Origin of the sequence: Pseudomonas fluorescens NCIMB 11764, assembly GCF_000293885.2 — a bacterium.
In the GTDB taxonomy this organism is placed as follows: Bacteria; Pseudomonadota; Gammaproteobacteria; order Pseudomonadales; family Pseudomonadaceae; genus Aquipseudomonas; species Aquipseudomonas fluorescens_B.
Map to the genome: position 1 here is coordinate 4,565,340 of NZ_CP010945.1, position 15,340 is coordinate 4,580,679.

The 15,340-nt window shown below is 59.9% G+C and carries 10 protein-coding genes; 6 read left to right on the top strand and 4 right to left on the bottom strand.

Going from position 1 to position 15,340, the window contains the following annotated elements; all coding sequences use genetic code 11:
- Positions 1-53 precede the first annotated feature (53 nt).
- From B723_RS20895 to B723_RS20905, 3 genes are read left to right on the top strand one after another with little or no spacing between them, the layout of a single operon-like run.
- Complete coding sequence (locus B723_RS20895) at positions 54-2,204, top strand: FUSC family protein (protein WP_017338746.1); 2,151 nt, start codon at positions 54-56, stop codon at positions 2,202-2,204.
- Positions 2,194-2,394: a DUF1656 domain-containing protein gene (locus B723_RS20900; protein ID WP_031318903.1), complete on the top strand. Its 201-nt coding sequence runs from the start codon at positions 2,194-2,196 to the stop codon at positions 2,392-2,394. Before B723_RS20895 ends, B723_RS20900 begins: the two co-directional genes overlap by 11 nt.
- Positions 2,395-2,398: 4 nt before the next feature.
- On the top strand, positions 2,399-3,364 hold the full coding sequence (locus tag B723_RS20905) for a biotin/lipoyl-binding protein (protein ID WP_017338748.1): 966 nt from the start codon (positions 2,399-2,401) through the stop codon (positions 3,362-3,364).
- A gap of 140 nt (positions 3,365-3,504) precedes the next feature.
- On the opposite strand, the gene B723_RS20910 is transcribed toward B723_RS20905, so the two are convergent.
- The 4 genes from B723_RS20910 to B723_RS20925 all read right to left on the bottom strand — a co-directional run bounded on the left by B723_RS20910 (position 3,505) and on the right by B723_RS20925 (position 10,603).
- Entirely contained in the window at positions 3,505-4,926 is a 1,422-nt protein-coding gene (locus B723_RS20910) for an efflux transporter outer membrane subunit (RefSeq protein ID WP_017338749.1), read from the bottom strand.
- Positions 4,923-8,105 carry an efflux RND transporter permease subunit gene (locus B723_RS20915; protein WP_017338750.1) on the bottom strand — a complete coding sequence of 1,061 codons (3,183 nt, stop codon included), beginning with the start codon at positions 8,103-8,105 and terminating at the stop codon, positions 4,923-4,925. The genes B723_RS20910 and B723_RS20915 overlap by 4 nt, the downstream gene beginning before the upstream one ends.
- A gap of 15 nt (positions 8,106-8,120) precedes the next feature.
- Positions 8,121-9,374, bottom strand: a complete 1,254-nt coding sequence (mexE, locus tag B723_RS20920; protein WP_017338751.1) for a multidrug efflux RND transporter periplasmic adaptor subunit MexE — start codon at positions 9,372-9,374, stop codon at positions 8,121-8,123.
- A gap of 311 nt (positions 9,375-9,685) precedes the next feature.
- The gene (locus B723_RS20925) at positions 9,686-10,603 is read right to left on the bottom strand and encodes a LysR family transcriptional regulator (RefSeq protein WP_017338753.1); all 918 of its coding nucleotides are present in this window, start codon (positions 10,601-10,603) and stop codon (positions 9,686-9,688) included.
- A gap of 269 nt (positions 10,604-10,872) precedes the next feature.
- Between B723_RS20925 and B723_RS20930 the strand changes: the two genes are divergently transcribed.
- The 3 genes from B723_RS20930 to B723_RS20940 all read left to right on the top strand — a co-directional run bounded on the left by B723_RS20930 (position 10,873) and on the right by B723_RS20940 (position 15,339).
- Positions 10,873-11,895, top strand: a complete 1,023-nt coding sequence (locus B723_RS20930; protein WP_017338754.1) for a zinc-dependent alcohol dehydrogenase family protein — start codon at positions 10,873-10,875, stop codon at positions 11,893-11,895.
- A gap of 556 nt (positions 11,896-12,451) precedes the next feature.
- Positions 12,452-13,942 carry a hypothetical protein gene (locus tag B723_RS20935; RefSeq protein ID WP_017338755.1) on the top strand — a complete coding sequence of 497 codons (1,491 nt, stop codon included), beginning with the start codon at positions 12,452-12,454 and terminating at the stop codon, positions 13,940-13,942.
- Entirely contained in the window at positions 13,939-15,339 is a 1,401-nt protein-coding gene (locus tag B723_RS20940; protein WP_031318904.1) for a PLP-dependent aminotransferase family protein, read from the top strand. Before B723_RS20935 ends, B723_RS20940 begins: the two co-directional genes overlap by 4 nt.
- Position 15,340 lies beyond the last annotated feature (1 nt).

A 15,340-nucleotide genomic window follows, 5' to 3' on the forward strand; every position in this document is an offset into this window, starting at 1 on the left:
GCAAACTCATCCGGCCCGCCCATCCAGTGACTACGCTTGCAGGAGATGACTCGATGAGCACTCCCATGCAACCGCTGCTTCAATACTTCAAGGCAATACTCAACCCTGGTCCGGGGGTAGTGCTGTTTGCCTTGAGAACCATCGCGGCCGGGCTGTTGACGCTGTACCTGGCGTTTCTGTTCGACCTCGACCAGCCCAAGTGGTCGATCATGGCCGTGGTCATCGTCAGCCAGCCATTGGCCGGGATGGCGTTGGCCCGCAGCTTCGGCCAGGTCATCGGCACGACCCTGGGCGCGATGGTGGCCGTGGTGATCATGGGGATCTTCCCCCAGGCGCCGCTGCCTTTTCTCATTACGCTGTCCCTGTGGCTGGCGCTGTGTACCGCCGGTGGCACCTTGTTGCGCTACACCAGTTCCCAGGCCTTTGTACTCAGCGGTTATACCGCGGTGGTGGTGGGACTCCTGGCGGTCCCTGATCAGGACGGCACCTTCCTGCTCGCCGTGACCCGCGTGACCGAAACGTTGCTCGCGGTGGCCTGCGTGTGTGTCGTCAGCCTTCTGACTGCGCGCCCGGAGGCCGTGGCCAAGGATTACTTTGCCAGGATCGATCAGGTGATCAAACTGCTGGCGACCCATGCCAGTGCTGCCATTCGTACCGAGGAAAGCGAGGCCGATTTCCATCTTCGGCAAATGCAGCTGCTCGGTCAGATCAGCGCACTGGAAGGGGTACGGCGGCATCTGTATTACGATGCGCCGCGTTTGCGCAGTGCCGATGACCTGGTGCAATTGCTCGGCAACCAATTGGTGCTGCTGACCGCTCGGCTCACCGCGTTGCGCCATCAGAGGCAGTTATTGCTCGAGCGTCTGGAAGGCGAGATTCCCCAGGAGGTTCAGCGTTTGCTCGCCGAAGAAGTGTTGTTCCTCGATCAACTGGCGCAGTTGGGGCGCGCGATGCCTAATGAGCAACGGCGCCAATTCGCAGCGTTGCAGAAGCGCTTCGATGATCTGGCCTACCGTTCGGAGCAACTCATCGAGCCGTTTTCGGCGACCTTGCGTTCGCTGTCGTGGTCATTGCGCTGGGAACAGGCGCGTCTGTTGCAGCAGTTTGAAACGATTCTGGAACTGAGCGATGCGATCCAGAGCGGGCGCAAAGCCAGCAGCCTCTATCGCGGGCAGAAGAACCCGCTGCACATGGACTACACGCTGGCGGCGACGAACGCGATCCGCGCCTTTTGCGCACTGATGGTGGCCGGTCTGATCTGGATCGAAACCGGTTGGGACGGCGCACGGGGCGGCATGATCGTTGCCGGGATTCTCTGCTCGCTGATGGCCACGTTTCCGCGTCCTCTGCTGGCCGCCCAGAGTTTTGCCCGGGGCCTGGGACTGGCGCTGGTGGTGTCGGCATTTCTGCAATTTTCGCTGGTGCCGATGATCAGCAGTTTCGAGCTGTTGGCGCTGTTACTGGCGCCCTTGCTGTATGCCGTCGCAGTGGGATTGTCCAGCCCGCCCACCACGGGGACGGGGATTGGGCTCGGGTTGTCGACCTTTCTGTTACTGGGCCCGCAGAACACGGGGCTGGGGCAAAACACCGCGACCCAGTGGTTCGAATTTGCCGGCTCGTATGTCTGCGCCGCCGCGTTGGCGTTGAGTGTGTATGCCTTGATCTTTCCGTTCAGGCCTGTACTGCGCATTCGCCGGCTGCACCAGGAGAATTGCGAGCAGGTCTACGCCTTGCTGAAAATTCCGCCCACGGATCAAAACCAGTTTGCCTTCGAGAGTCGCATGGTCGACCGCCTGACCATGATGCTGGGGCTGTTGCCGTCCATCCAGGACAAGCCAGCGCGTGACTTGTTCGATGTCAGCCTCGGTTGCATGGCGCTGGGCATTGCGTTGAACCAGCTCAGGCAACAGGGGCAGGACAACGCGTTACTGAGCCCGGAAGTGCAAAACCGCCTGTTCGCTACGGTTAGGGAAACCGGGCGACTGGTCGCCGGCCGGGCCGACGTTGAAGTGGATCGCGTGCTCGATAGCCTGCATGCCCTGGGCGATGAACTGGATGCGCTGCATTCCGGCGTCCATGAGCATTTGTGGTCGGTGTTTCGCATGCGCGTGGCGTTATTGATCGTGGTGTCGTTCCTGGAGCGTCACCGTGGCCACTTTGAACCCGCAACGCCCACAGCAGGAGTACCTGTCCTTGCCGATTGATATGGAAATAGGCGGTGTCTACCTGCCGCCGATTGCTCAGGCGCTGCTGCTGGGCTTGCCGATTTATCTGTTGCTGGACTGGATTTTGCGGCGCCTCGGCGTGTTGCAGTTCGTGTGGCATGAAGCCTTGTTCGAGGGCGCGCTGTACGCCTGCGTGTGTGCCACGTTGATTCTGCTGATGGGAGCCTGATGCAGTGAAGAAAATCCTCGCCCGACTCACGACAGTGGCCGTGGTCGTGCTGGCCTTTGTGCTTGGCTGGTTCGCCTGGGAACATTACACCCGTGCCCCCTGGACCCGGGATGCCCGGGTGCGTGCCGATGTGGTGACCTTGTCCGCCGATGTCGCGGGGCGCATCGTCAACCTTGGCGTGCAGGATAACCAGCATGTGGAGAAGGGCCAGTTGCTGCTGGAAATCGATCCCTCGCGCTACATCCTGGCCGTGGAGCATGCGAAGCGGTCGGTGGAAGTGGCGAAGGCCGCGCTGGGGCAATCCGAAGCGACCATCGTGGCCAGCCAGGCGCTGCTCAAGCAGCGTCAGAGTGAGGAACGCCGTCGCCGTACACTCAAGGAGCGCGCGGCGATTTCCGGTGAAGAGTGGGAAAAATCCAGCACCGATGTCTCGGTGGCCCAGGCCGATTTGATGCGCAACCAGGCTAACCTGGGTTTTGCCCAGGCCAATGTGCATCTGGCCATCGCCGCATTGGCCGAGGCTGAGCACGACCTGGAGCGCACGCGGGTCGAATCGCCGGTCAGTGGCTACGTCACCAATCTGCTGACCCGACAGGGCGACTATGCGACCGCGGGTGGTCCGTTGGTGGCGCTGGTGGACAGCGATTCCTTTTACATCAGCGGCTATTTTGAAGAAACCAAACTGCCGCGAATCGGGGAGGGCGACCGGGTCGACATTGAATTGATGAGTGGCGAACGTTTTGGCGGCACCGTGCAAAGCATCGCTTTCGCCATTGCCGACCGGGAAAACCTGCCCGGCGGCCGTTTGCTGGCCAACATCAATCCCAGTTACACCTGGGTCAAACTGGCACAGCGGGTGCCGGTGCGGATCAAGATCGACGCCGACTATGCCGGCAAGGACAAACTGCGGGCGGGGACGACGGCGACAGTGACCATCCAGGAAAGCCACAATGCTCAAGATCACCGTTAATCCCCTGTGGGAGCGAGACTGGCTTGCCGGCCTCGCTCCCACAGGGGAATGCAACATAACTGCAGACAAAAAAAAGCCCCGCGACCGAATGAGGCGCGGGGCAAAAAAAGGGTTGGTTGCGGCCAACCAAAAGAGCTCTGTTACTGGCTGGCGACCGTCTCCGGTTGCCAGCCGCCGCCAAGGGCCTTGTAGATCGCGACAATGCCGCGATACAGATCGACTTCAGCCTGGGCCTGGGTATCTTCCGCCGCCAGACGTTCGCGTTGGGCATCAAGCAGGACGAGGAAGTCCGACGACCCTTCGCGGTAGCGAATTTCTGCCAGGTCGGCGGCTGCGCGGCTGGATTCACTCTGACGAATCAGAGAAATCAGGCGTTGCTGGCGTTTGCCGTAATCGCTGAAGGCGTTTTCCGATTCTTCCAGCGCCAGCAGCACTTGTTGCTCGTAGGTCGCCAGAGCGCCTTCGGCCTCCGCGTCGGCACCGCGCAAGCGAGCTCGAACACTGCCCAGGTCAAACGCTGCCCAGGTGATGCTTGGGCCCAGTGCCCAGGCGTTGGCCGCCGAGGAACCGATCTGCGAACCACGCCCGGCGGTAAAGCCGAGGAAACCACTGAGACTGACCCGCGGGAACAGATCCGCCTTGGCCACACCGATACGGGCCGTGGCCGAAGCCAGTTTGCGTTCGGCGCTGAGAATATCCGGACGACGCTGCAGCAGTTCGCCGGGATCACCGATCGGCAGCGCCTTGGCAATCGCTGGCAATTCTTTCGGACTCAGGTCCACCGTCAGCTTGTCCGGGCGCTCACCCAGCAACGTGGCGATGCGGTTTTTCTGCCGCACCTGTTCAGCCTGCAACTGCGGCACGCTGGCTTCGACGGCCGCCAGGCGAGCATCGGCGCGGACCACATCGAGCTGATCGCCGACGCCGGCATCACGCAGGCTTTCGGTGATCTTGCGCGACTCCTGCTGGTTGTTCAGGTTGGCCAGGGCAATCTTTTCCCGCAGTTGTGCGCCGCGCAGTTGACCGTAAGCATCCACCAATTCGGCAATCATGCTGACTTGCAGTTGGTACAGGTCGGCTTCGGCCGCTTGCTGTTCGGCGTCGCTGGATTCCAGGTTGCGCTGGATGCGACCGAACAGGTCCAGTTCCCAGGCCATGTCCAGACCCAGGTCATAGCGTTCGCTGTTGACCCGTTTGGTGGTCTGGCCCGGAATCTGACCTTTGCCCAGATCACTGCTGACGCGGCTGGTGATGGTCGGCATGGCGTCATTGCTGGCGTCATCGCGAATCGCCCGGGCCGCTTTCCAGCGCGCGAAGGCCACGCGCAAATCACGGTTGCCCTGCAGCGATTGCGTCACCAACTGGTTGAGGGTCGGGTCTTCGAACTGCTGCCACCAGATACCTTCGAAACGCGAGCGGTCGAAGTTCTTCTGGCCGGCAGCGCCATCGGTGGCGGTGGTGATGTTGGCCGGTTCAGTGGCTGGGGTCTTGTAGTCCGGGCCGACGGCACAGGCACTCAGGGCCAGTACCAGCAGGCTCGGCAGGAAGGCTTTCAGGCTCATTGTTGCGCCTCCAGTTTCAGGGCCTTGGCCGCTTTGCGTTTCTCACCGCGCTCCACAAAGTTACGAATCAATACGTAGAACACCGGTGTCAGCAACAGACCGAAGAAGGTCACCCCGAGCATCCCGGAGAACACCGCCACACCCATGGCGTGACGCATTTCAGCACCGGCACCGCTGGAGAACACCAGTGGCACCACACCCATGATGAACGCGAAGGAGGTCATCAGGATCGGCCGCAGACGCAGGCGGCAGGCTTCGAGCACCGCAGCCAGCGGGGTCATGCCTTCGTCCTGCTGTTTATCCTTGGCGAACTCGACGATCAGAATCGCGTTCTTGCACGCAAGTCCCACCAGTACGATCAAGCCGATCTGGGTGAAGATGTTGTTGTCGCCTCCCGAAGCAATCACACCCGTGATGGCCGACAGCAGGGTCATCGGTACGATCAGGATCACTGCCAGTGGCAGGCTCCAGCTTTCGTACTGGGCCGCGAGTACCAGGAACGCCAGCAATACGCAGAGCGGGAACACGAACAGCGCGGTGTTGCCGGACAGAATCTGCTGGTAGGTCAGGTCGGTCCACTCATAGGTCATGCCGTTCGGAAGTTCTTCCTTGAGCAGTTTCTCGATGGCCGCCTGAGCCTGGCCGGAGCTGTAGCCTGGGGCTGCTGCACCGTTGATTTCAGCGGTGATGAAGCCGTTGTAGTGCATCACGCGGTCCGGGCCCGAGGTGTCGCTGACCTTGATAAAGGTCGCCAGCGGGATCATCTCGCCTTTGTTGTTACGCACTTTCAGCTGACCGATCTGGTCCGGCTCGAGGCGGAACTGTTGCTCAGCCTGAACGTTGACCTGATAGGTGCGACCGAAGCGGTTGAAGTCGTTGGCATACAGCGAACCCAGGTAGATCTGCAGGGTGTCGAAGATATCGCTGACAGCCACGCCATGGGTCTTGGCTTTTTCCCGGTCGATAGCGGCATCGACCTGCGGCACGTTCACGGTGTAACTGGTGAACAGCGCGGCCAGTTCCGGCACGTTGTGGCTCTTGGTGATGATGTTCATGGTTTCTTTGTACAGCTCGTCGTAGCCCAGGTTGCCCCGGTCTTCGATCTGCAGGCGGAAACCACCGATGGTGCCAAGGCCTTGTACCGGCGGTGGCGGGAAGATCGCCATGTAGGCTTCCTGAATCCCGGCGAACTGACCGTTCAAGGCACCGGCAATCGCACCGGCGGACATGCTCGGGTCTTTACGCTCGTCGAACGGTTTCAGGGTCACAAACACAATGCCGGCGTTCGGGCTGTTGGTGAAACCGTTGATCGACAGGCCCGGGAACGCTACAGCGCTTTCCACACCAGGCTGTTTCAAGGCCAGGTCGGACATGCGTTTGATCACGTCTTCGGTGCGGTCCAGGCTCGAAGCGTCCGGCAGTTGCGCGAACGCCACCAGGTATTGCTTGTCCTGGCCGGGTACGAAACCGGTCGGGGTGTGAGCGAAACCGAAGAAGGTCAGCACCATCAGGCCTGCGTACAACAGCAGGGCAATACCGCTGCTGCGGATAACCCGGGCTACGGTGCCGACATAGCCATGGCTGGCGCGTTCGAAGAACCGGTTGAACGGACGGAACAGCCAGCCGCCCAAAAGCTTATCAAGCACTTTGGTAAAGCGATCTTTCGGCGCATGGTGGCTCTTGAGCAGCACGGCGGCCAGGGCAGGGGACAGTGTCAGCGAGTTGAACGCCGAGATCACGGTCGAGATGGCAATGGTCAGGGCAAATTGTTTGTAGAACTGGCCGGTGAGTCCGGAAATGAACGCCGCCGGGATAAATACCGCACACAGCACCAGCGCCGTCGCGATGATCGGTCCGGTCACCTCTCGCATGGCTTTCTTGGTGGCTTCTACGGGCGTTTCTCCCAGCTCGATGTGCCTTTCCACGTTCTCCACCACCACGATGGCGTCGTCCACCACGATACCGATGGCCAATACCAATCCGAACAATGACAAGGCGTTCAGCGAGAAGCCGAACAGGTGCATGACCGCAAACGTACCGATCAGCGAAACCGGCACCGCCACCAACGGAATGATCGAGGCACGCCAGGTTTGCAGGAACAGGATCACCACCAGAACCACGAGGATCAGTGCTTCGAAGAGGGTGTGAACCACCGCTTCGATGGAACCGCGCACGAAGATCGTAGGGTCATAGACGATGCTGAAGTCCATGCCTTCCGGGAAGCTCTTCTTCAGCTCCGCCATCTTGTCGCGCACTTCGTTGGAGATTTCGATCGCGTTGGAACCCGGACGCTGGAAGATCGGGATCGCCACCGCCGGTTGGTTGTTCAGCAAGGAGCGCAGGGCGTATTGGCTGGAACCCAGCTCAACGCGTGCGATGTCTTTCAGACGTGTGATTTCACCGTCGTCGCCGGAGCGAATGATGATGTTCTCGAACTCTTCTTCAGAAACCAGGCGACCTTGGGTGTTGACCGACAACTGGAACGCAGTGGCATTCGGTGCAGGCGGGGCGCCCAAGGCACCGGCAGCCACTTGACGGTTCTGCTCACGAATCGCGGTGACCACATCGGTGGCGGTCAGGTTGCGCGAAGCGGTCTTGTTCGGGTCGAGCCACACTCGCAGGGAGTAGTCGCCCATACCGAACAGTTGCACATCACCAACACCGCCCAGGCGCGCCAGCTCATCCTTGATATTGAGCAAGGCGTAGTTGGACAGGTAGAGCATATCGTAGCGTTTGTCCGGCGAGGTCAAGTGCACAACCATGGTCAGGTCGGGCGAAGCCTTGTCCACGGTGATACCGATACGCGTCACTTCTTCTGGAAGCTTCGGTTCGGTCCGGGTCACGCGGTTCTGCACCTGCACCTGTGCGTTGTCCAGGTCAGTGCCCAGCGCAAAGGTGATGGTCAGGGTGATCTTGCCGTCAGCGGTGGACTGCGAGGACATGTACAGCATGTTCTCGACGCCGGTGATGGCTTGCTCCAGTGGAGCGGCCACGGTTTCACCGATGACTTTTGGGTTGGCGCCCGGGAAGTTGGCACGGACCACAACGGTCGGCGGCACGACTTCCGGGTATTCGCTGATCGGCAACTGGAACAGCGAGATGGCGCCGGCGATCAGGATCAGCAGCGACAGAACCGCTGCAAAGATCGGCCGTGAAATGAAGAATTGGGAAAAATTCATCGGAGTTGTTGTCCCTTAACCGCGTGGAGTCGCAGCAGCCAGTTTCACAACCGAACCCGGCGCGGCCTTGGCAGGCGCGACTTGGGGCAGGTTGCTGGCTTCCAGCGCTTGTCGTTGTTGTGCGAGTGCCGCGAGGGTTTGTTCGCTGGCCATCGGGATCACTTCAGGGGTGACTGGCGAACCGGGACGTACCCGTTGCAGGCCCTTGACGATGATCGTGTCGTCCTTGTTCAGGCCATTGCGCACGATGCGCAGACCTTCGATTTTCGGACCCAGCTCGACCGCGCGGTAGGCGGTTTTGTTGTCGGCATCCATCACCAACACGAACTTTTTACCCAGGTCGGTGCCGACGGCTTCATCGTTGATCAACACGGCGGAGTAGGTGCCGCTGCCAACCAGTTTCAGACGGGCGTACAGGCCAGGGGTGTAAATGCCGCCGGTGTTGTCGAACACTGCGCGACCGCGGATGGTGCCGGTTTTCGGGTTGACCTGGTTGTCGACGAAGTTCATCACGCCCTGGTGCGGGTTGCCGTCCTCATTGGAAAGGCCCAGGTACACCGGGGTGGTGGCGCCGCGTTTGCCCTGGCGAGCGAGCTGGGTGTATTTGAGGAACACACGCTCGTCGGCGTCGAAGTAGGCGTAAACCTTGTCGGTGGACACAACGCTGGTCAGCGCGGTGGTATCGGCGGTGACCAGGTTACCGGCGGTGATTTCCGCGCGGCTGACGCGGCCGCTGATTGGCGCGGTGACGCGGGTGAAGCTCAGGTTAAGTTTCGCCAGATCCAGTTGCGCTTGAAGGGCACCCACTGCGGCGCGGGCTTCTTGTGCCGCACTTGTGCGCGAATCGGCCAATTCGGCGGAAATCGCGTTGCTGGTGCGCAGACGTTCACCGCGCTGGGCTTCATTTTCACTGCGGGTGGCATTGGCGCGGGATTGGGCAACCAGCGCTTCGAGGCGGCGGACCTCAGCCTGGAACGGGCGTGGGTCGATCTGGAACAGCAAGTCACCTTTCTTGACCAGTGCGCCTTCGGTAAAGGCCACATCATCGATCTGGCCGGAGACCCTTGGGCGAATCTCTACCGTTTCCGGCGCTTCAAGGCGCCCGGTGAATTCGTCCCACTCGTTGACCGGTTGTTCCAGCACCTTGGCGACACTGACTTTCGCCGCAGGCATGGTCGCGGCAGACTCCGGAGCCTTGCCGCAAGCGCTCATCACCAGCACGGCCAACATGGCCAAGGGGAAGCGCAAATGTTTGAGTGACTGTTCCATGGATGCATCCGCCAATGTATTGAGATGGGCGGATGATGCTCGGCGAGGTGGTATGGCACGAATCGAATGAAGCGAAGGTAACTATCATTCGGAATGATATAAGGTCGAAGCAAGCCCTCTAGCATGCGCCTGCCGTACGAGGGCGATCAATGTGCTTGACGGCAATTCTGTGTTGCCGGGAATGCAAGTAATCGGCGTAAGACCGAGTCGCTTCACTCGCGGGCAAGCCGCGCGCCTACAGTCAATTGCATACTCCTGTAGGCGCGAGGATTGCCGGCGAAGGGGACGTATACCCCAACAAAATGCCAGGCTCAGGACAGGCTGTCCGGATCCCCGAAAAACATCTGAATCCGCGACCTCAGCCAGCGTTCTCCTGGATCATTGTCCTGCGACCCACGCCATGCCATGTGCAATTCAAAGCTGCGCACCGGCAACGGCGGATCTTCCGCCCGCACACCGCCGGCTGCCGTCAATGCTTCCGCCGTGTAATCCGGCACGGTGGCGACAATGTCAGTGCCGCTGATCAGCGTGCTCAACCCGTTGAACTGGGGCACCGCGAGCACGACATGCCGTTTGCGTCCGAGTTTTTCCAGTTCTTCATCGATAAAGCCGCTGAGGTCGCCAGCGAAAGACACCAGCGCGTGGGGGCGTTCGCAGAAGTCGTCCAGGCTCAACGGCCCCGGCACCGTATCGGCACGCAACAGCTTGGGCAGGCTGCGACGCAGCACTTTGCGCTTGGCGTTGGCCGGCAAGTCGGCGGTGTAGCTGACGCCGATTGAAATCTCGCCCGAAGCCAGCAGGCTCGGCATCAGAATGTAGTTGGCACGACGCACCACCAGCACAATCCCCGGTGATTCGGCGCGCAGGCGTTTGAGCAGCATCGGCAGCAACGCGAATTCGACATCGTCCGACAGGCCGATGCGGAACACCGCAGTGCTGGTCGCCGGGTCGAATTCCGCCGCACGGCTGACGGCGGTGGAAATCGAGTCCAGGGCCGGCGAAAGCAGGGCGAAGATCTCCACCGCCCGGGCGGACGGTTCCATGCTGCGGCCGGTGCGCACGAACAACGGGTCATCGAACAGCCCGCGCAGGCGCGAGAGCGCCGCACTGATGGCGGGCTGGCCGAGGAACAATTTCTCCGCAGCGCGGGTCACACTGCGTTCGTGCATCAATGTTTCGAATACGATCAACAGGTTCAGGTCGACACGACGCAGGTCATTACGATTCATCTGGAGTCCTGGCAGAGTCATCAAGCTTGACGAGAGCGGCCATATGAGAACAATGGCCGGCATGAATATTACGGGGAAAGGCTGCTACTCTGCACCGAGTAATTCAGTTTTCCTACAAAGGCTGCTTCGGTTTCTTACGACATTTGAAGATGTCGCCGTCGCTGCGGAATCAATGACAGGCATGTCGACTATTAATAGCCACTGATAGTCTTGGGTAGAAAGCCCAGATAGAGTTCAGGGCATTAGAGGTTTCTTTGACGAGGTTTGCGATGTCCCGCACGATCCGTTTTCACAAGTTTGGTCCAGCCGAGGTGCTCAAATGCGAAGAGCATGCGGCCGCTCTCCCTGCGCCGGGCGAAGTGCAGGTGCGCGTCGAGGCGATTGGCATCAGCTGGTACGACATTCTCTGGCGCCAGAACCTGGCCTCGTCCCACGCTCGTTTGCCTTCAGGCCTCGGCCATGAAATGTCCGGCGTCGTGACGGCGGTCGGCGAGGGCGTCGATGACCTGGCGGTCGGTGACAAGGTCGCCAGTTTCCCGGCTGAAAGCCCGAACGACTACCCGGTCTATGGCGAGCAGATCGTTTTGCCACGCTCGGCGCTGACCCGCTATCCGGACGTGCTCAACCCGATCGAAGCGGCGGTGCATTACACGCCTCTGTTGATTGCCTACTTCGCTTATGTCGATCTGGCACGGGTCAAGCCAGGGCAGTTCGCCCTGGTCACCGACGCCAGTCACTGTGCCGGACCTTCTTTCGTCCAATTGGGTAAAGCCCTGGGCGTACGGGTGATTGCCGCCACGAAGACGGCCGAAGAGCGTGAATACTTGCTGTCGCTGGGTGCCGAGAAGGTCATCGTCACCGAGGAAGAAGATCTGCTCATGCGGATCAACAAGATTACCGATAACCGCGGTGTCGATGTGGTGTTCGATGGTTTGGGTGGCCCTCAGATGTCTCTGCTCGGCGATGTGCTCGCACCTCGCGGCAGCCTGGTGTTGTACGGCCTGCAAGGGGGCAACCAGACGCCATTCCCGGCCTGCGCAGCGTTCCAGAAGAACATTCAGTTCTTTGTGCACTGCATCGGCAACTTCACCGGCAAGCCGGAACTGGGCATCATTCAGGATCAGGCCGCACTGCAACGTGCCTTGCGCGACATCAACCAGATGACCGCCGATCGCGTTCTACTGCCACTCAAGACCCGGGTCTTCCCGTTTTCCGAGTTTGTCGAAGCACACCGCTACATGGACGAATGCCCATGCCGCGAACGGGTCGCCCTGCAAGTCGAACCTGCGTAACACCCCCTCTGAAAAGTCCGTGCCCCGCACGGACTTTTTTTATGCGTACGGGAAAATGAAACGTCCCTGTCGATCAGGTCGGTTCAGCAACTGAACTGGTTTTTGCTCTTGATCTGTATCTTCTAATCGTCATCTAAGCCCTGATAATTGAATGATTACTTTCATCTCAAGGAAAGAGTCATGTCTGGGTATCGGTCTGATACTTTTAAATGCACATCGTTAATATATTTCCGACAAACCGTTGATCGTTGTGCAGTTGCCAAACAATCATCTGCGACTTCTTTCTTTATTTCTTGTGCTAAATGTCTGTGGGATGTTGTCGGACATTTCCTAGGATCTCCCTTCCAGCCCAGGAGCGCCGGTATTGCGGGGCTTTGCGGCGGCCTGTCTGTTGCCGGGACAACCGCACTGAGCAGGCATTTCAAATAATTACAGAAGCTTAAGTGTTAGCATTTGGGAACAACGTCCAGCACTTCAATCGTGGCAGCTAATCGATTTGCGCCGTGCATATCGTTGTTTGCTCACGGTTGAACTTATGAGTATCAGGTAGATAAAGATGACCCTTATCCATGACCAGGCGATGAGTTATGTCTATCAGCAAGTGCTGCAACGCTTGCTGAGTTTCTTTTCCCGGGCCGAACGCACAGCGTTGCAGTTGATGATTCAGCGATTAGTGGTCACCGCCGGCGGCATGGATCGCATTGGTGATTACAAGGTGCTGGCCATCCAGTCCGGGTCCCGGGACAGTTGCTACACCCTGGCACTGCTACGCGCCGCGCAGCTCAGTATTGCCGGCAGGGCACCTTCTACCTTCCAGCTGCGTGTGGCTTCATTGCGCATGAACGGCATCAGTTCGACGGTTCAAGACAACATCCATCGCAGCTGCAGCGCCTTGTTCCTCTACGATGATCCCAGGGTCGAAGTATTGATGGCCGATAATCGGGAGGTTTTGCCGTTCAGGCACCTGTCTCCAATTTCGGACGCGGGGCGCGAAGGCAATCGACTCAATCTGCTGATGGTGGGACATCGTCGGTCCCTCGACGGACCGGTCGATCTATGGGACGACGGGTATCTGGCCACTGGCGAATTCGTTGGGCAAATTGCCCGGTGGAACAACGGCGTCGATGCATTGATCAGCAGCGACTCACCGCGTCAGCAGAAACTGTTTATCGAGGGCTTGAAGCGGGCGGCGGCGAAGGCCGGGCTCACGACGTCCAGTCATTCTGGAACCGGTTTTGACACGCTGTTTGCAGTGCTCGACGAACTCGGCAGCGATTGTTACCGCACGTTTTATGACGGAGAGGGCCAGGCGCAATGGCGTCCGGCCGAACAGTTTGAAGCCTGCCGTCGCACCACGTTCATCGACATTCACGACCTGCTGGTCGGCAACCGGGAAGACCGATGGCCGCTGCTCACCGAATTTCTGGGTTTTCAGTCTGACGAACTCACGGCGCAGCTCAGTGACAACGACTACGTCAGTCCCTCTATCTCTGCCCATGTCCGGGGTTTGCAGGCGTGTTTCATGCACGGTGACAGCTATGAATCCGGCGTCGCCGACTACTTGCAGCGAGCCTTGGTGATGATGCGTCGCAAGCGGTTGCCGGAGCGTCTGTGCGAGCAAGCCGTGGAGACCTTTGGCAACCCGGCGAGGCTGTCCGATCAGCGTGCACTGGCTGCGGCCGAGGCGCAGAAAAGCCTTGGGTTGAACGAGGCGCAGCTGGTGTGCCTGCTCTTCGCGCCTTTTGTCGAAAACGGTGCCGGGCTTGAGCGTTTCCTGCGTCAGTGCCACCCTGGCATGCTGGTGGCAATGCCTGACTTGCACCGGGCGATGCAGGGCAACCCGGTGCCGGAACAGATTGTGCACTGGATGGTCGACGTCAGCGGGCTGCCTGTCAGCCTGATCGGCAAGCTGTACCGCATGGGGCCGACGCCTGACGTCGAGGGCAGGGTGACCGACGGGGAGCCGGCCGACGCGCACGGGCAATCCGAAGCCGCCAGTCATGACCATGATGCTGCGGTGGCGGGTGAATGGTCAGCGGGACATTGAAAGCACCTCGCGAGACTGACTTTGCCTATCAGGCGGTGTACCGATACTTGACCCACCTGATCAACGAGCCGGTCAGCGACACGAATGTTCGCTTGCCGTCGTTACGCCAGTTGGCGAATCGACTGGGCGTGTCGATCTCGACTATCCAGTACGCTTATTCGCTGCTGGAAAAAGAAGGGCGTGTCTATTCGGTGGCCAAGTCCGGCTACTACGCGTTGCCGGTGTCCTCGATCAATATGCCGGGCAGTGGCAACGACCTCCTCGAAACCGTCTATGTCAGCGCCAGACGCCCGGGTATGCTGGTCTTCAGTGCCGATGAGCCGGCGCTGCTGCAGCCTCTCGACAGTCCGTTGTTGCTGCTGGAACGCGAACTGCTGCGCCAATACCCGCGTCTGCCACAACCACCTTCACAACCTTGCGGCGAGCTCGAACTGCGCACCGCTCTTGCGGCGCGTTACACCACGTCGCCAGTGCGTTGCTGGCATGCCGATGACGTTTATGTTGGCGCAGACTTGCGCGGAGTCCTGGAAATATTGATCGCTGTGCTGGGTCTCAAGGACGCCGCGGTGGTCGTCGAGTCGCCGTGTGACTGGACGATCCTGCGCTTGCTTCAGGCCGCGGATGTTCAAGTGATCGAATGGCCAGTGCAAGCCAATGGCAGCCTGGACGTCGAGCGACTCAAGGAACTGCTGGAAACCCGGCCGGTGCAGCTGGTGATGCTGTCGTCGGGGTTGAGTGCGCCGCGGGGCAGTCTGCCGCCCGACGACAATCGACTGGCCATTGCGCAGTTGCTGGAACAGCATGGCAGTTGGGTGCTGGAAAACGACTGTTACGGCGACCTCGAATTCGAGCCAGGCGGCTTGCGATTCCGCGACCTGCTCGACCCCGGCCGGCTGATCGTGTTCTCCACGTTCGAGAAAATCATCGGTTCGGAAGCGCCGTACGGCTATCTGCTGTCGCGACATTTCAGCGAGCAATTGCAGCGGCACTTCCTGCTGCGCTCATTTCGCCTGTCGCCGATTCGCCAGAAAGCCATTGCCCGTTTGTACGGCAATGGCCGGATCGATCAGCACCTTCAGGTGCTGCGCAGGTTGCTCAAGGATCGCAAGGTGCACATGACGCAGCTATTGCAGGAGCGTCTGGGCGACGCCCTGCATGTCGTCGATCCTCAGGGCGGGGCGACGATCTGGGCACGCTCACTGCGTCAGGTCGATATGCGTCGCGTGTTCCAGCGCTTGCTCAAGCATCATGTGGTGATTGCGCCGGGCGAACTCTTCAGTCTGCAGGGGCTGCATACGCAGCATTTGCGCTTGAGTCATGCGTTCGGCGGAGATCATGACATCGGTGCTGCATTGAGCCTGCTGGGAGATGCCTTGCGACTGGAGTCGGTGGACTGAA

Coding starts and splice junctions, on each gene's coding strand:
- B723_RS20895 (WP_017338746.1), top strand. CDS start 54: ATGAGCACTCCCATGCAACCGCTGCTTCAATACTTCAAGGCAATACTC.
- B723_RS20910 (WP_017338749.1), bottom strand. CDS start 4,926: ATGAGCCTGAAAGCCTTCCTGCCGAGCCTGCTGGTACTGGCCCTGAGT.
- B723_RS20915 (WP_017338750.1), bottom strand. CDS start 8,105: ATGAATTTTTCCCAATTCTTCATTTCACGGCCGATCTTTGCAGCGGTT.
- mexE (WP_017338751.1), bottom strand. CDS start 9,374: ATGGAACAGTCACTCAAACATTTGCGCTTCCCCTTGGCCATGTTGGCC.
- B723_RS20925 (WP_017338753.1), bottom strand. CDS start 10,603: ATGAATCGTAATGACCTGCGTCGTGTCGACCTGAACCTGTTGATCGTA.
- B723_RS20930 (WP_017338754.1), top strand. CDS start 10,873: ATGTCCCGCACGATCCGTTTTCACAAGTTTGGTCCAGCCGAGGTGCTC.
- B723_RS20935 (WP_017338755.1), top strand. CDS start 12,452: ATGACCCTTATCCATGACCAGGCGATGAGTTATGTCTATCAGCAAGTG.